At 66.8% G+C, this 15,912-nt stretch carries 12 protein-coding genes; 6 read left to right on the top strand and 6 right to left on the bottom strand.

Translation table 11 applies throughout. The annotated features are described in order from the left end of the window. Positions 1–6: 6 nt before the first annotated feature. A complete protein-coding gene (locus ACZK2R_RS22810) occupies positions 7–1,785 on the bottom strand; it encodes a monovalent cation:proton antiporter-2 (CPA2) family protein (RefSeq protein ID WP_049398672.1) in 1,779 nt (592 codons plus the stop codon). 346 nt (positions 1,786–2,131) lie between these two features. Here ACZK2R_RS22810 and mgtE point away from each other — a divergent pair, with 346 nt between their 5' ends. Further along, on the top strand, positions 2,132–3,502 hold the full coding sequence (mgtE, locus tag ACZK2R_RS22805) for a magnesium transporter (protein ID WP_125893373.1): 1,371 nt from the start codon (positions 2,132–2,134) through the stop codon (positions 3,500–3,502). Between the two features lie 143 nt (positions 3,503–3,645). Next, positions 3,646–6,366 carry a bifunctional acetate--CoA ligase family protein/GNAT family N-acetyltransferase gene (locus ACZK2R_RS22800; RefSeq protein WP_180837875.1) on the top strand — a complete coding sequence of 907 codons (2,721 nt, stop codon included), beginning with the start codon at positions 3,646–3,648 and terminating at the stop codon, positions 6,364–6,366. A gap of 22 nt (positions 6,367–6,388) precedes the next feature. Here the strand turns inward: ACZK2R_RS22800 and ACZK2R_RS22795 are convergent, their stop codons facing one another. Together ACZK2R_RS22795 and ACZK2R_RS22790 are read right to left on the bottom strand one after the other, a co-directional pair. Further along, positions 6,389–7,351 carry an IS110 family transposase gene (locus ACZK2R_RS22795; RefSeq protein ID WP_107314971.1) on the bottom strand — a complete coding sequence of 321 codons (963 nt, stop codon included), beginning with the start codon at positions 7,349–7,351 and terminating at the stop codon, positions 6,389–6,391. A gap of 282 nt (positions 7,352–7,633) precedes the next feature. Continuing rightward, the gene (locus ACZK2R_RS22790; protein ID WP_071228577.1) at positions 7,634–8,014 is read right to left on the bottom strand and encodes a YbjQ family protein; all 381 of its coding nucleotides are present in this window, start codon (positions 8,012–8,014) and stop codon (positions 7,634–7,636) included. A gap of 139 nt (positions 8,015–8,153) precedes the next feature. On the opposite strand from ACZK2R_RS22790, the gene ACZK2R_RS22785 reads away from it, so the two are divergent. After that, positions 8,154–8,861, top strand: a complete 708-nt coding sequence (locus tag ACZK2R_RS22785) for an alpha/beta fold hydrolase (protein WP_125895753.1) — start codon at positions 8,154–8,156, stop codon at positions 8,859–8,861. A 113-nt stretch (positions 8,862–8,974) separates the two neighbouring features. Here the strand turns inward: ACZK2R_RS22785 and dkgB are convergent, their stop codons facing one another. Next, positions 8,975–9,784: a 2,5-didehydrogluconate reductase DkgB gene (dkgB, locus tag ACZK2R_RS22780; RefSeq protein WP_125895752.1), complete on the bottom strand. Its 810-nt coding sequence runs from the start codon at positions 9,782–9,784 to the stop codon at positions 8,975–8,977. 87 nt (positions 9,785–9,871) lie between these two features. Next, positions 9,872–11,086, bottom strand: coding sequence for an MFS transporter (locus ACZK2R_RS22775; RefSeq protein WP_125895751.1), 1,215 nt, complete (start codon positions 11,084–11,086; stop codon positions 9,872–9,874). A 107-nt stretch (positions 11,087–11,193) separates the two neighbouring features. On the opposite strand from ACZK2R_RS22775, the gene ACZK2R_RS22770 reads away from it, so the two are divergent. Further along, the gene (locus ACZK2R_RS22770; protein ID WP_125895750.1) at positions 11,194–12,096 is read left to right on the top strand and encodes a LysR family transcriptional regulator; all 903 of its coding nucleotides are present in this window, start codon (positions 11,194–11,196) and stop codon (positions 12,094–12,096) included. Between the two features lie 73 nt (positions 12,097–12,169). Here the strand turns inward: ACZK2R_RS22770 and ACZK2R_RS22765 are convergent, their stop codons facing one another. Beyond that, positions 12,170–14,290, bottom strand: coding sequence for a methyl-accepting chemotaxis protein (locus ACZK2R_RS22765; RefSeq protein WP_125895749.1), 2,121 nt, complete (start codon positions 14,288–14,290; stop codon positions 12,170–12,172). A 183-nt stretch (positions 14,291–14,473) separates the two neighbouring features. Here ACZK2R_RS22765 and ACZK2R_RS22760 point away from each other — a divergent pair, with 183 nt between their 5' ends. Then, entirely contained in the window at positions 14,474–14,929 is a 456-nt protein-coding gene (locus ACZK2R_RS22760; RefSeq protein WP_033833804.1) for an Rrf2 family transcriptional regulator, read from the top strand. Beyond that, positions 14,919–15,824, top strand: a complete 906-nt coding sequence (locus ACZK2R_RS22755) for an NAD(P)/FAD-dependent oxidoreductase (protein WP_125895748.1) — start codon at positions 14,919–14,921, stop codon at positions 15,822–15,824. Before ACZK2R_RS22760 ends, ACZK2R_RS22755 begins: the two co-directional genes overlap by 11 nt. The last annotated feature ends 88 nt before the right edge of the window (positions 15,825–15,912 follow it).

Below are 15,912 nucleotides of genomic sequence, written 5' to 3'. Positions count from 1 at the left end.
GCACGCCTACTTGCCGTCGCTTTCCGCGTCGGCCTCGAACAGGTGCATCAGGTCGTTGCGTGCATCGCGCGAGGTCTGGATCACCGCAGCCTCGTCGTCGTACACCAGGTACTGGTCGCGCAGCAGCTGCTCGTCGTGCTCACGGAAGCGCTGCACGTGGCGTTCAGCCACTTCAGGTGCAACACCCAATGCAGTCAGCACGCGCCCGCTCATTTCCAGGCTGGTGCCGAACACTTCGCGGAACGGCTCAGCCGACATGTCCATCAGGCGCCACGCATGCTGGCGGTTGCGTGCGCGCGCCAGCACCTTCGCGTCCGGGTACAACCGGCGCACCATGCGCACCGCGCGCAGGTTGGTCTCCGGGTCGTCCACGGTGATCACGAACACATCGATGTGCTCGCCGCCGGCCGCGCGCAGCATCTCCGGCCGGGTCGGGTCGCCGTAGTACAGCTGGTTGCCGAAGCGGCGCAGGTCGGCCACGGTATCGGGGTTCGCTTCCAGTGCCACGAACGGCACCTTCTGCGCGGTCAGCAGGCGCGCGATGACCTGGCCGAAGCGGCCCATGCCGGCAATCAGCACCTTCGGCCGGTTGTCCGGCGCCACCTTGTCGGCCTCGGCTGCCTCGCGCGGCGTTGCCTTCTCCTGGCCGAGCAGCTTGAGCAGCGCGATCATCAGCAGTGGCGTGATCGCCATCGACAGGCCGACGATCGCCACCAGGCGGTCATGGTTGGCGTTGCCCAGCAGGTGCGCGCGCTGCGCTTCGTTGAACACCACGAAGGCGAACTCGCCGCCCAGCCACAGCACGCTGCCCAGTAGCAGCGAGTGCCGTGAACTGAGCTTTGCGATGCGCCCGATCACGTACAGCAGGCTGAATTTGACCACCAGCAGGATCGCCACGCCGGCGGCGATCAGCCACGGCTCGGCAACGATGCGGTCGAGGTCGATGCCCATGCCCACCGCAATGAAGAACAGGCCCAGCAGCAGCCCCTTGAACGGCTCGATCTGCGCTTCCAGTTCGTGCCGGAACTCCGAATCGGACAGCAGCACGCCGGCCAGGAACGCGCCCAGGCTGGGGCTGAGGCCGGCCTCCTGCATGAACCAGGCGGTGCCCAGCACCACCAGCAGTGCGGTCGCGGTGAATACTTCCGGGCTGCGGGTACGCGCGATGATGCCGAACACCTTGCGCAGCACCGGTCGCCCGCACAGGATCACCACCGCCAGCGCGCCGAGGGCCACGGCGGCGTCTTCCCAGCGCAGGGTCTCGTTCTTTACCCCGCCCAGCAGCGGGATGGCCGCCAGCAGCGGAATCGCGATCAGGTCCTGGAACAGCAGGATGGCGAACCCGAGCCGGCCATGGTCGCTGTTGATCGCCTTGTGTTCTGACAGCAGCTGCAGGCCGACCGCGGTGGACGACAGCGCCAGTGCCACGCCCACCACCAGTGCGCTCTTCCATTGGAAATGGTCGAGCAGCAGCAGGCCGCCCAGCACCAGCCCGGACAGCGCCACCTGTGCCGCACCGGCACCAAACACCGAGCGCCGCATCACCTTCAGGCGGGCCGGCGACAGTTCCAGACCGATCACGAACAGCAGCATCACCACGCCGATCTCGGCGGCGCCGAGGATGCGGTCGGCGTCCTGCACAAAGCCCAGCCCGTCCGGGCCCAGCACCACACCGGCCGCCAGATAGCCCAGCACCGCGCCGAAGCCGAACTTCTTGAACACCGGCACGGCGATGACCGCCGCCAGCAGCAGCACCAGGGCCAGTTCCAGACCACCGCTATGCATGGGAATACCTGGTCATCGGAGAAGCCCGCGGTGCGTCCGTTCGGGTGGGGGAAGGGGAGGCGAGTGCCACCGCGTCATTATGCGCGCCGGCCTGTGTATGCACGAGCACAACCTGCCGGGCAGGCGCCCTGCGCAAGGCTGCCGGGTTGACCTGCATGGCCCACGGGTCCAGACTGCCCGCCGCTGGCGGCGCGTCCGTCGGCATACGCATCCCGGAGTCCCCAACCCATGTCCAGCGACAGTAGAAGTCGACCTTGTTCGACGCCAGCGATGGCCACCGCCTGACATCGGGACGGTTTGCCTGCGTTGGCGTTGCGCGAGGTCGCACCCCCACAAGGCAAAACCGATGAACCAGAAGCAATTGCTGCGCCCGGTGGCCGATGCCGCCGCACTGGCCGCACCGCTGGCGAACTACAACACCGCCGACGCGGTGGAATTCCTCAATACGCTGGAACTGACCCGCGCCGCGGAAACGCTGGCGGCGCTGCCGTTGCCGCGTGCAGTGAAGATGCTCGAAGCGCCGGAGCTGCACCGCAGTGGCGAACTGGTCGCCGCGCTGCCGCCGGCGCGGGCTGCGGCGCTGCTGGGCCTGATGGCCGATGACCGCGCCACCGACATCGTCCACGAGCTGGATGAGGAAGAACGCGCGCGGCTGATCCCGCTGCTGGGCACCGACGCCCGCCAGGCCATCCAGAAGCTGCTCAGCTACCCACCGAACACTGCCGGTGCGCTGATGACCACCGAGTATGTGGCGGTGCCTGCCAGCTGGACGGTGGCGCAGACCCTGCAGCACATCCGCCAGGTCGAGCGCACCCGCGAGACGGTGTACGCGATCTACGTGCTAGACCCAGCCAGCCAGCAGCTGCAGCAGGTAGTGACCATGCGCCGGCTGATCACCGGCCTGCCCGAGGAATCGATCCTGGACGTGGCCCAGGTCAATCCGCCGGTGACGGTGGATGCGCTGATGGACCAGGAGGAAGTGGCGCGGCTGATCCGCCGCCACGATCTGCTGGCGATTCCGGTGGTCGACGCGCAGCAGCAGATGCTTGGCATCGTCACCGTCGACGACGTGCTCGATGCGCTGATCGAAGAGTCCACCGAAGATGCGCACAAGTTCGGCGGCATGGAGGCACTGGACAAGCCGTACATGCAGATCGGCTTCTTCGAGATGCTGCGCAAGCGCGCCGGCTGGCTGAGCGTGCTGTTCCTGGGTGAGATGCTGACCGCCAGCGCGATGCAGCACTACGAGGACGAACTGGCACGCGCGGTGGTACTGACCCTGTTCATCCCGCTGATCATGAGCTCGGGCGGCAACTCCGGCTCGCAGGCTACCTCGCTGCTGATCCGCAGCCTGGCACTGCGCGAACTGCGCCTGCGTGACTGGTGGAAGGTGGCCCTGCGCGAAGTGCCCACCGGCATGGTGCTGGGCGCGATTCTCGGCTGCCTGGCCATCGTGCGCATCGTGATCTGGCAGCTGGGCGGCCTGCACGACTACGGCGAGCACTGGATCCTGCTGGCGATCACCATCGGCGCCGCGCTGGTCGGCATCGTCACCTTCGGCTCGCTGTCCGGCTCGATGCTGCCCTTCATCCTGAAACGGCTCGGCTTCGACCCGGCCAGCGCTTCGGCGCCGTTCGTGGCCACCCTGGTGGACGTGACGGGCCTGGTGATCTACTTCAGCATCGCCGCGATGATCCTGCACGGCACGCTGCTGTAAGCCGGAACCATCGTGCTCCGGTAGGTGCCGACCTTGGTCGGCATGCAGAACAAAAAGGGGACGGAGGGGATTAAGTCGTTTAAGGCACATGAGGCACAAACGACTTAATCCCCTCCGTCCCCTTTTTTGGGTACCGTAGGCGCATGAGTACCTACCACCTGCAGTCTGTGTTCCGTCCGCAGTCGGTCGCGGTGATCGGCGGCAGCCCGCGCGAGCGCTCGGCCGGGCGCGCGGTGATGCGCAACCTGCGCGGCACCGGCTTCCCCGGCAAGGTGGCGTGGATCAACCCGCGACACGCCGAGATCGATGGCATCCGCACGGTCAAGCGGTTGAAGGACCTGGACTGGGTGCCCGAGCTGGTGGTGATCACCGCACCGGCGGCGATCGTGCCGCAGGTGATACGCACCGCCGCCGAGCGCGGCGTGCAGGCCGCGATCATCCTCACCGCGCATCTGGGCGAAGGCCCGGGCTCGTTGTCGGAACAGGTGGAAACGGTGGCGCGCAAGCACGGCCTGCGCATCCTTGGCCCGCACTGCCTGGGCGTGATCGCACCGCATGCACGGCTCAATGCCAGCATCGCCGCACATTTTCCGCAGGCCGGCGATCTCGCGCTGGTCTCCGAATCCTCGGCGATTGCGGCGGCGCTGGTGGAATGGGGCGTGGCGCGCTCGGTCGGCTTCTCCGCCGTGGTCTCGCTGGGCGACACGATGGACGTCGACTTCGGCGACCTGCTCGACTACTTCGCCACCGACTACCGTACCCGCGCCATCCTGCTCTATGTCGAGCAGATCAAGGATGCGCGCAAGTTCATGTCGGCCGCGCGTGCCGCCGCGCGTGCCAAGCCGGTGGTGGTGGTGAAGTCCGGCCGTGCCGAGCGCGTGCAGCCGGGCAGCCGCGATACCCATGTGCAGGCCCTGGCCCGCGCCGATGATGTGTACGGTGCTGCCTTCAACCGCGCCGGCCTGCTGCGCGTGGGGGCGCTGGACGAGCTGTTCACCGCCGCCGAATCGCTGGGTCGGTTGGGGACGTTCCCCGGTCGCCGCCTGGCCATCCTCAGCAACGGTGGTGGTGTGGGTCGCCTTGCGGTGGACCAGCTGATCGCATTGCGTGGCACGCTGGCCAACCTGTCCGACAGCACCATCGAGAAACTCGACGCGGTGCTGCCGCAGGGCTGGTCGCGCAGCAATCCGGTCGACATCGTGGTCGACGCCGATGGTGATCGCTATGCCGCGGCCATCGAAGCGCTGCTGGCCGACAACGAGAATGACGCGGTGATGGTGGTGAACGTGCCGACCGCGTTCACCTCATCGGCGGACGCGGCGCAGGCGCTCACCCGCACACTCGGCCTGCGCCCGCGCCATCACCGCGACAAGCCGGTATTCGCGGTGTGGCTGGGCAACGACGACCAGGCCACGGCCACGCTCAACGCGGCACGCGTCCCGACCTACCCGACCGAGGCCGAAGCCGTACGTGGCTTCCAGCACCTGGTGCGCTACCGCGAAGCGCAGAACGCGTTGATGGAAACGCCGCCCAGCCTGCCGCAGGATTTCAGTGTCGACACGGCCGCCGCGCGCGCACTGGTCGATGCCGCGCTGGCCAACGGCCAGCAGTGGCTGGACCCGCTGGCCACCCATGAACTGCTCAAGGCCTATGGCATTCCGTCCGCGCCGGTGATGCATGCGCGCGATGCGCACGAAGCGATGGATCTGGCGCAGCCGCTGCTGGAGCGCGGTGCCACGGTCGCACTGAAGATTCTCTCGCCGGATATTCCGCACAAGTCGGAAGTGGATGGCGTGCGCCTCAACCTGGCCACGCTGCCGGCGGTGCAGAGCGCGGCCAACGCGATCCTGTCGCGCGCACGCCAGCTGCGGCCGGATGCACGCATTGATGGCCTGCTGGTACAGCCGACCATCGTCCGCCCGAAGGCGCGCGAACTGATCGTCGGCATCGCCGATGACGCGACGTTCGGTCCGGTGATCGTGGTCGGTCGCGGCGGCACTGCCGTCGAAGTGATCAACGACAAGGCACTGGCGCTGCCGCCGCTGGACCTGCGCCTGGCCCATGAGCTGATCGGCCAGACCCGCGCCTCGCGCATCCTCAAGGCTTACGGTGACGTGCCGGCGGCTGACGAGCGCGCACTGGCGCTGGCGCTGGTGAAGCTGGCACAACTGGCTGCCGATATCCCCGAAGTGCGCACGCTGGACATCAACCCGCTGCTGGTCGACGGCAAGGGCATCCTCGCCCTCGATGCCCGCGTAGCGGTGGCACCGTCGCGCATTCTGCACAAGGGCCGCGGCCATCCGCGTTTCTCTGTGTTCCCGTACCCGAAGGAGTGGGAGCGCACCATCGAGCTGTCCGATGGCGGCCGTGCCTTCGTGCGCCCGGTGCGGCCGGAGGACGACGCACTGTTCCGTGCGTTCTTCGCCCGCGTCAGTGACGAGGATCTGCGCCTGCGTTTCTTCCAGTCGGTGAAGCACTTCAGCCACGAGTTCATCGCGCGCCTGACCCAGCTCGATTACGCACGCTCGATCGCGCTGGTGGCGATCGAACCGCGCAGCGGCGAAATGCTGGGCGCGGTACGCCTGCACGCTGATGCCGATTACCACCGTGGCGAGTACGGCATCCTGATCCGTTCGGACCTGAAGGGCCACGGCATCGGCTGGCGGTTGATGGCGATCATGATCGAGTACGCCAAGTGGCTGGGCCTGGACGTGGTCGAAGGCCAGGTGCTGCGCGAGAACAGCACCATGCTGGCGATGTGCCAGAGCCTGGGCTTCAAGACCAGGCTGGATCCAGACGATCCGACGGTGATGATGGTGACCCTGCCGGTGCAGCAGGTCGAGGTGCCGGCACCGGACTTGTAGAGTCGAGATCCTATGTTCGCGGTCAAGCCTGCTGGAAGCAGGCTTGACCCACCTTCAGCATGGCCGGATCGAAGTCCCGGCCGCTTTTGAAGACACCCCAGGCGATCCTGGCCAGCTTTCTGGCCAGGATGTTGAAGACGGCGGTGCTGGGGTGACCGCGTTTTGACAGCTCGTCGTAGAGCGGTTGCCCCCGGCGACACCGCTTGAGCCCCATTGCGGCCATGTAGAGCATCTGGCGCAGCACTGGCGCGCCCTGTTTGGACAGCCGACGCCGTCCCGTTCTGCCGCCAGACTCGTTGGGCCGGGGATCCAGGCCCGTGCAGGCGATCCACGCGTTGGCGTTGGCCAACGGCCAGCGCGTCATGTAGTAAATCAGGTGAGCGGCGACGGCAGGGCCGATACCAGGGATGGTCAACAGGCGCTTGTAGAGCGCGCCATGCTCTCCATCGCGACCCAAGCGCTGCAGTTCGCTTTCCAGCTCGGACAGCGTCCCAGCCAGAGCGCAGAACAGATCTGACAGCTCCCCGGGGGCACTTTTGCTTACCCCGAAGGATTGCTCCAGGCGCGCGCGTGTCTTTACCAGCGTCTGCCGCTTGCGCAGCAAATCGTGCATCTGCTGCTGCTCGTCGGTACGCGGTACGTATTCACGCAGGCGATCGTTCTCCTTCTTCACGTACCGGGCGATCGCTTCGGCGTCCATGGCGTCCGTCTTGCCACGCGAGCCCGTCGCCCGGCCGTAGTGCTTGATCAGACGTGGATTGATCACATAGACAACGTGGCCTGCTTGGCCAGCCATCCGAGCCAACAACTCGTAGTACCGCCCCGTCGCCTCCATGCCAATCCGGCATCGCTGGGGCAAGGTGTTGAGCCACTGGGCTATGCCGGCCCGGGTGTTGGCGATCCTGTCGCCGGCCTTGCGGTCGGCCACTGCCGGTACGAACTCCTTGGAGTCCACGTCCACGCCAATATCGAGAGAATCAGACATTTGTACGGCTCCCAGCTATCTTTAAGGGGCTGGGGTGGTACCGCACCGACGTTAGCTTGCCTACATCGACGATCCCCTTTGGGGGCCGTACGATCCTTTATCGACGTTCGTGTGCGGGATGGGGATCGCTCGACTCGTCTGTCGGCTAGTATCCGCAGATGCATGCTTGACGGTCCCTCCACCCTGGCTCCTACATACCTCGTAGGAGCCGGGAGGAACATACAAGCTTGCTCGACTGTCGCCATCGGGAAGCAGTCGAGCAAGCTCGACTCTACGGCCAGGTTAGCGGAGGGGCTCCACCACCACCGCCGTGCCATAGCACAGCACCTCGGTCAGCCCGGTCATCACATCGGTGGCGTCGTAGCGCATGCCGATGATGGCGTTGGCGCCCAGCTGCCGCGCGTGCTTGACCATGTCGCGGTAGGTTTCCTCGCGAGCCTGTTCGCACAGTTCGGTGTAGATGGTGATGTTGCCGCCGAAGATCGTCTGTATACCGCCGAGGAAATTGCCGACGATCGAGCGCGAGCGCACGGTGATGCCGCGGACCACACCCAGATTGCGCACGACGCGATGGCCGGGCAGCTCGAAGGCGGTGGTGACCAGCGCATCGTCGAAGCGCAGCGCGGGCGGGGAAGGGGAGCCGCTGTTGTAGGGGTCTGCCATGGTCGCGTCCGTGTCGTTGCTTTCTGTAGAGTCGAGCCATGCTCGACTGGCTGTGGCGCAGTCGAGCATGGCTCGACTCTACAACGCAGCCGCCCGTTGCGGCATGGCTCCGTCACCGTGATGGCGCGACAATACCCCCATGACCAACCGTATCCCCCTGTTGCTACTGCCCGGCCTGCTCAACGATGCCGAGCTGTGGCGCTCACAGCTGGCTGACCTGGCCGACATCGCCGATTGCACGGTGGGCGACCAGACCCGCGGTGAAACCCTGCAGGGCGTGGCCGAAGACGTGCTGGCTCAGGCGCCGGAGCGCTTTGCGCTGGCAGGTTTCTCGCTGGGCGGCTTCGTCGCCCAGCAGATCCTGCGCATCGCGCCGGAACGTGTGCTGCAGCTGGCGCTGATCGATACCTCGATCCATGCCGATTCGCCGGAACGTGCCGAGCAGCGCCGCAGCCAACGTGCCAGCGTGCGCTTGCCGGGAAAATTCCACGGCTTCGGTGACGCGTTGATGCGCAGCTACATCGATGCCTCGCGGCTGGACGACTACGTGCTGGTGCAGCGTGTGCGCGACATGACCGGGCGGTTGGGCGCCGAAGTGTTCCTGCGCCAGAGCGCGCTGGAGCGCCGCGACGGCCATGACGTGCTGGCCGGCTACCGCGATCCGCTGCTGATCGTCTGCGGTGCGAACGACCGCATCACGCCGCTGGCGGTGAGCGAGGAGATGCACGCCCTGGTGCCGCACTCGCAGCTGGTGGTGGTGCCCGATTGCGGGCACCTGGCACCGATGGAAAAGCCGGACGAGGTCAGTGCGGCCATGCGTGGGTGGTTGCTGCAAGGCGAGGGATAGCGCTGCCTTGGGTAGGTGCCGACCCTGGTCGGCACGATGTGTCATCGACTGACCAGAGGCCAGTGCCGACCATGGTCGGCACCTACGATTCCGATACGTAACCCCAGTTGGGATCAATCCCAGGCCGGGGCAATCCCTTCCGGATTCGCGAGGCGATGGCCGCGATCCAGCTTGGCGATCTGCGCCATGTCTTCGTCGGTCAGGCGTACGGCCGCTGCTTCCAGGTTGGCTGCCAGGTTTTCGCGCTTGGTCGACGACGGAATGACCGAGAAGCCCTGCTGCAGCGCCCACGCCAGCGCAACCTGCGCCGGCGTAGCCTGGTGACGGCCGGCAATGGCCTGGATCACCGGGTCCTTCAGCACTTCGCCATAAGCCAGACTCATGTAGGCGGTGATGTGGATGCCGTTGTCCTGCAGGAACTTCACCAGCAGGCGGTTCTGCAGGTACGGGTGGATCTCGATCTGGTTGGTGGCGATGGCTTCGGCGCCGAGGATCTCGATCGCCTTGCGGGTCTGCGCGATGGTGAAGTTGGAGATGCCGATCTCGCGGGTCAGCCCCTGCGCCTTGGCCTCGGCCAGTGCCGGCAGGTATTCCTCCATCGGCACGTCGACCTTGTCATTCGGTGACGGCCAGTGGATCAGCGCCAGGTCGACGCGGTCGGTGCGCATCTTCTCGAGGCTGGTACGCAGGCTGGCCAGCAGCGCATCGCGCTTGAACTCGGTGATCCACACCTTGGTGGTCAAGTACAGATCATCACGCGGCACGCCCGACTCGGCGATGGCCTGGCCGACTTCGGCTTCATTGCCGTAGATCTGCGCGGTATCGATGGCGCGGTAGCCGACCTCCAGCGCATTGCGCACCGAGTCGATCACGGTCTGGTCTTTGAGGCGGAAGGTGCCGAGACCGAAAGCGGGGACAGTCATGGGAAGCTCCAACGGGGGAAGGGAGTAGCAGAGGGAAGAGGGTAGGACAGGCACCGTATGCATGCCGGCAACGGTGCATTGCATGGATCAATGCGCGGTGGCGGCAATGCCGTCGGCGCGGTGGTCGACGCCATCGCGGCGGTCGAGGCGGCCACTGAGCACGGTCAGCGCGTAGGCCAGCACGACCACCAGCGCGCCCAGCCAGGGCGTATGCATCAGGCCGATGTGCTCCACCACCAGGCCGCCCAGCGAGGCGCCCAGGGCGATGCCGACGTTGAACGCGGCGATGTTCAGGCCCGAGGCCACGTCGGTGGCCTGCGGTGCATAGCGCTGCGCCTGCTTGACCACGTAGACCTGAAGGCCGGGCACGTTGCCGAACGCTACCGCACCCAGCGCCAGCACCGTCAGCAGCATCAACCAGGTGTTGTAGGCAGTGAACGTGAGCACGAACAGCACTAATGCCAGCAGTCCGAAGATGCGCTTCAGTGCGGGCACCGGGCCCATGCGGTCGGCCATGCGCCCGCCCCACAGGTTGCCGATCGCCACTGACACGCCGTACACCAGCAGCACCAGGCTCACGGCGTTGGCCGGAAGGCCGGTGACGTCCTGCAGGATCGGCGCCAGATAGGTGAAGGCCAGGAAGGTGCCACCGTAGCCCAGCGCGGTCATCGCATAGACCAGCAGCAGGCGTGGCTGGCCGAGCACGGCCAGCTGCTGGCGGAGGCTGGCCGGCGGACTCTGCGGCAGGGTGCGCGGTACGAACAGCAGCGCGCCGATCAGGGCGACCACGCCGAGGCCGGCCACCGCCAGGAAGGTCGCGCGCCAGCCCAGATGCTGGCCGATGAAGGTGCCCAGCGGCACGCCGGTCACCAGTGCCACGGTCAGGCCGGTGAACATGATGGCGATCGCGCTGGCTGCCTTCTCCTTCGGTACCACGGCGGTGGCGATGATCGCGCCGATCGAGAAGAACACGCCGTGCGCCAGGCCGGTCAGGATGCGGGCGATGATCAGCGAGGTATACCCGGGTGCCATCCAGGCGACGACATTGCCGAGCGTGAACAACACCATCAGCGCCACCAGCAGTTGCTTGCGCGGTACGCGTCCGGTCAGCGCAGTCAGCACCGGCGCGCCGATGGCCACGCCCAGCGCGTACAGCGAGACCAGCAGGCCGGCCGAGGGCAGGCTGACCTGCAGGTCTCCGGCGATGGTCGGGATCAGGCCGACGATGACGAATTCGGTGGTGCCGATGGCGAAGGCACCGAGGGTCAACGCCAGCAGGGCGAGGGGAATGCCACGGGTCATGACAGGGTCCAGCAGGAGGAAGAGGCTGCGCAGTCTGCGCCGCCGACCTTTGCCGAAAAACCGGTCTTCACGTCAATCACTATTGCCGTGCAGTCAATAATAGGGACATGAAGACCACTCTAGATGAAATGCAGGCGTTCCTTTCGGTGATCGACAGCGGCTCGATCAGTGCCGCCGCCGAGCAGCTGGGGCAGACACCCTCGGGCGTGAGCCGCGCGCTGGGGCGGCTGGAGGACAAGTTGGGGATCACCCTGCTGACCCGTACCACCCGCCGCCTGCACCTGACCGCCGAAGGCGAGGCGTTCCTGCGCCATGCGCGCGCGATCATCGATGCGGTGGAATCGGCCGAGGAACAGATGGCGGCGCGCCGCGAGCGCCCGGCAGGGCGCCTGCGCGTGGATGCGGCGATGCCGTTCGTGCTGCACGTGATCGCGCCGCTGGTGGCCGGCTATCGCGCGCGTTACCCGGAAGTGCAGCTGGAGTTGAACAGTTCCGACCGCTACATCGACCTGCTCGAACGGCGCACCGATCTGGCGATCCGGATCGGCCCGCTGGCCGACTCCACCCTGCATGCGCGGCTGCTGGGCCGCTGCCAGCTGCGGCTGGTGGCCAGCCCGGACTACCTGGCCAGGCACGGCGAACCGGCCAGCGTCGCCGCACTGGGCCAGCACACGCTGCTCAGCTTCAACGAGCCGGAATCACTCAACCGTTGGCCGCTGCCCGGAGAGTCGGATGGGCTGCTGCTGGTACGGCCGGATATCGCCGTGTCCAGTGGCGAGACGTTGCGCCGGCTGGCGGTGGAAGGTGTGGGCATCACCTGCCTGTCCGACTTCGTCACCGATCGCGACCGCAGCGCCGGCACCCTGGTGCAGGTGCTGGCGGGGCAGACGCTGGATGTGTACCAGCCGATCCATGCAGTGTACTACCGCAACACCGCCGTATCGTCGCGGATCAGCTCGTTCGTGGATTACCTGGCCGACGCGATGGCGCAGAGCGATTACGTGCGCTGAGGTTGCCGGCCAGCGGCCGGCACTACCGCTCATCGCATGGGTAGTGCCGGCCGCTGGCCGGCAACCGGATCAATCAGGCCGCGCGCGCCAACGCGTCCTTCGCCGCTGTTGTGGTCGACAGATCGAACACATCCACCGCGTCGATCAAGCGGTTCGCCTGTTGTTCCAGGCTGCGTGCGGCGGCACTGGCTTCCTCCACCAGCGCGGCGTTCTGCTGGGTGGTGCCATCCATCTGGATCACGGTCTGGCTGACCTGCTCGATACCCGCGCTCTGCTCCTGCGAGGCCGCGGAAATCTCCGCCATGATGTCGGTCACGCGTTGCACCGATGCCACAATCTCGGCCATGGTGTCACCGGCCTCGCGCACGCGCTGTGCACCGTGTCCGACCTGCTCAACCGAGGTTTCGATCAACGCCTTGATCTCCTTCGCGGCCGCCGCCGAGCGCTGCGCCAGCGTGCGTACTTCACTGGCGACCACCGCGAAGCCGCGGCCCTGCTCGCCGGCACGCGCGGCTTCCACTGCCGCGTTCAGCGCCAGGATGTTGGTCTGGAACGCGATGCCATCGATCACGCTGATGATCTCGGCGATCTGCCGCGACGAGGTTTCGATCGCGCTCATCGTCGTCACCACCTGGCCGACCACGTTGCCGCCCTGCGAGGCGACCGTGTGCGCGCCGATCGCCAGCTGGTTGGCCTGGCGTGCGTGCTCGGCGTTCTGGCGCACGGTGGAGGTCAGTTCTTCCATCGACGCGGCGGTTTCTTCCAGATTGGCCGCCTGCTGCTCGGTACGGCGCGACAGATCATTGTTGCCGGCGGCGATCTCTGCAGCCGCAGTGTGGATGTTGCCGGAGGCGTGCTTGATGTCGGTGACGATGGTCGCCAGCTGCGCGGCGGTGGTGTTGGCATCGCCGGCGATGCGCGCGAACACGCCCTGGAAATCGCCATGCATGCGCGCGCCGAGGCGGCCATCGGCAATCGCGCGCAGCATGCTGGAGACCTCGCCGAGGTTCAGTTCGGTCGTCTGCATCAATCGGTTCAAGCCGTCGACCATCGCGCGGAAGTCATGCTCGAAGCGCGCGCTGTCGCCACGCTGGCTGAAGTCACCCCTGGCAGCGGCTTCGGCCAGGCGGCGGATCTCGCCATTGATCGTGCCCAGATTGGCCTTGGCGGTATCCAGTGCGTCGGTGATCACCGCCTTCTCGCCGGGCAGGCGTTCCATGTCCTGGCTGAGGTCACCGATGGCGTAGCGCCCCATGATCGCGATCGCGCGCAGCTTTACCTGGATGTGCGCATCGACCAGCGCGTTGCTGTCGGCCACCATCGTGCCGAACGCGCCGGGGAAGGCACTGGCATCCATGCGGTGGCTGATGGTGCCGGCTTCATGCGCCTGTGCCATCGTGGCCTGTGCATCGAGCACACCGCGCAGCGTGGACTGCACCGCCTGCATGGCCTGCGCGAGGCGACCGATCTCATCGCGGCTGCGCACCTGCACAACATGCTGCAGATCACCGGCGGCCACTGCACGCGCAGCGGCTTCCACCGCCAGCACCGGCTGCACCACCGCACGCCGCAGCCACCAGCCCAGGCCCATCAGCAGCAGCACGGCGGCCAGCACGGTCAGCGCCGCGCACAGCAGCAGCGTCTGCCGCGCCTGCTGCGAACGGGCCGCTACCGCCGCTTCGGCCACCTGCGTGGCGTGCGTACTCAACGCATCCAGCGCGGTTGCCACCGGGCGGTCCTTGCCGCGCACGAGGTTGTCGCCGGCGGCGGGATCGTAGCTGGCCTCGGCGAACGCCTGCAGCGCCGCGTGATAGTCCTGCTGCAGCTGCGCATGCAGGCCGATGAAGGCCTGCGCCAGTTCGCGCGTGCGTGCATCCGGGCTGCTGACCAGGCCCTTGGCCAGCTGCTCGACCAGACGACCCTCGCTGTCGAAGGCGTCCAGGTGGCGTTGGCGCAACGCGTCGTCGTGGCCGCGCAGCAGCACGTTCTTCCATTCCTGCACCTGGCCGCGGAACTCGCGCTGCAGGCGTTCGGCATCGCGGCTGTGCGCGACTTCGGGTGGAACCTCGGTGGACAACTTCAACCAGGCGGAGGCCAGGCCGGCCAGAGCGCACAGCAGGACCACAGCCAGACCAACAGAAACCGCGCCGAGCAGCTTGGACTGCAGGCGCGGAGCACGGACAGACGCATTCATGGGGAAGAACTCTCGGGAAGGGGCACTGCGGTATCGACCCGCTGCGCACGCCCTGAAGTGGGATGTTGATCACATTCGCGTTTCGTTTAGTGATGTGAAGGAGATGTTTCATAGGACAGATGTGTCCATATGGAACGAAAGCAGACCCTCGACAGAGGAATTAAATGTAACTAATGTTGTTACATGAAATCCGCGAACCCACTCTCCGACGCCCTGCACGTGATGGCGCATCTGGTCGGCCATGCCGCCCCGCGCACGTCCGAACAGCTGGCGTCGTGCCTGCCGACCCATCCGGTGGTGATCCGTCGTCTGCTGGCACAGCTGCACAAGGCCGGCCTGGTGCGCAGCACCCGTGGTCACGGCGGCGGCAGCCTGCTGGCACGCGATGCCGCGGCGATCACCCTGCATGACATCTATCTGGCGGTGGGAGCACCGCCGCTGGTCCAGGTCGGCGCTCGCGATTCCGGCGGTGGCTGCCCGATCCAGCAGCTGGTCAACAGCGCCCTGCTCGAAGGCGCGCGCGAGGCGCAGCGGCTGCTTGAGCAGCGCCTGCAGGCGACCACGCTGGACCAGCTCGGCGCCGACTTCGCCCGCCATCTTGCCCATCACCGTTCCCTGGAAGGTCACCATGAATCCTGATGTGCTCATCGTCGGCGGCAGCTACGCCGGCATTGCCGCCGGCCTGATCCTGGCCCGTGCCCGTCGCCCGGTCACCGTCATCGATGCCGGTTCACCGCGCAATCGCTTCGCCAGTCATTCGCACGGGGTGCTGGGGCTGGATGGCATCAGTGGCGCCGAGCTGCTGAAGACCGCGCGTCAGCAGCTGTTGGACTACCCCACGGTGCGTTGGGTGCATGCCGAAGTGGAGCACGCCCGCACCACCGCCGAAGGCGTGGAAGTGCGTACCGCCGATGGCCAGGTGCTGGCCGCGCGCAAGCTGCTGCTGGCCAGCGGCATCGCCGACCAGCTGCCGGAACTGCCCGGACTGGCCGAGCGCTGGGGCAGCACCGTGCTGCACTGCCCCTACTGCCACGGCTATGAAGTCGGTGGTGGTGCCATCGGCCTGCTCGGCGGCCATCCGATGTCCGCCAGCAAGGCGCCGCTGTTCGCCGACTGGGGCAATGTCACGTTCTTCAGCTTGGGTCTGGAGATCACCGATGAGGAACGCGCCGCCATGCAGCAGCGTGGCGTGCACATCGAGACGTCACCCGTGCTGGGTGTGCAGGGCGACCAGCCGACCTGGCTGGAAGTGGAGCTGGCCGATGGCCGCCGCATCGCACAGCGTGCGCTGTTCGTGCCGGCTACCCAGGCGATGGCCACGCCGCTGGTGCAGCAGCTGGGGTGCACCTTGGTCGAGAGCCCGCTGGGGGTGCTGATCGAGGTCGACATGATGAAGCAGACCTCGGTGCGGAACGTGTACGCCGCAGGCGATGCAACCACGGTTGGCAACATCACCCTGGCCACCGCCGAGGGCGTGCGTGCGGGGATCGGCGTGCATCATGCGCTGGTGGCCGAGGACAGCGTGCCGCGCTGACCCCCGACGCGACGTGCTGCTCTGGTAGATGCCGACCTTGGTCGGCGCCGTTTCATCCACGCATGGCGTGGATCTACTGCAGGGTGGT

The organism is Stenotrophomonas sp. 96582_Sma, from assembly GCF_056480905.1.
Note: the sequence above shows the minus strand (reverse complement) of the source record. Positions and strands in the feature narration are given on the sequence as shown.

Coding starts and splice junctions, on each gene's coding strand:
- ACZK2R_RS22800 (WP_180837875.1), top strand. CDS start 3,646: ATGAGTACCTACCACCTGCAGTCTGTGTTCCGTCCGCAGTCGGTCGCG.
- ACZK2R_RS22770 (WP_125895750.1), top strand. CDS start 11,194: ATGAAGACCACTCTAGATGAAATGCAGGCGTTCCTTTCGGTGATCGAC.
- dkgB (WP_125895752.1), bottom strand. CDS start 9,784: ATGACTGTCCCCGCTTTCGGTCTCGGCACCTTCCGCCTCAAAGACCAG.
- ACZK2R_RS22755 (WP_125895748.1), top strand. CDS start 14,919: ATGAATCCTGATGTGCTCATCGTCGGCGGCAGCTACGCCGGCATTGCC.
- ACZK2R_RS22810 (WP_049398672.1), bottom strand. CDS start 1,785: ATGCATAGCGGTGGTCTGGAACTGGCCCTGGTGCTGCTGCTGGCGGCG.
- ACZK2R_RS22790 (WP_071228577.1), bottom strand. CDS start 8,014: ATGGCAGACCCCTACAACAGCGGCTCCCCTTCCCCGCCCGCGCTGCGC.
- ACZK2R_RS22775 (WP_125895751.1), bottom strand. CDS start 11,086: ATGACCCGTGGCATTCCCCTCGCCCTGCTGGCGTTGACCCTCGGTGCC.
- mgtE (WP_125893373.1), top strand. CDS start 2,132: ATGAACCAGAAGCAATTGCTGCGCCCGGTGGCCGATGCCGCCGCACTG.
- ACZK2R_RS22760 (WP_033833804.1), top strand. CDS start 14,474: ATGAAATCCGCGAACCCACTCTCCGACGCCCTGCACGTGATGGCGCAT.
- ACZK2R_RS22795 (WP_107314971.1), bottom strand. CDS start 7,351: ATGTCTGATTCTCTCGATATTGGCGTGGACGTGGACTCCAAGGAGTTC.
- ACZK2R_RS22765 (WP_125895749.1), bottom strand. CDS start 14,290: ATGAATGCGTCTGTCCGTGCTCCGCGCCTGCAGTCCAAGCTGCTCGGC.
- ACZK2R_RS22785 (WP_125895753.1), top strand. CDS start 8,154: ATGACCAACCGTATCCCCCTGTTGCTACTGCCCGGCCTGCTCAACGAT.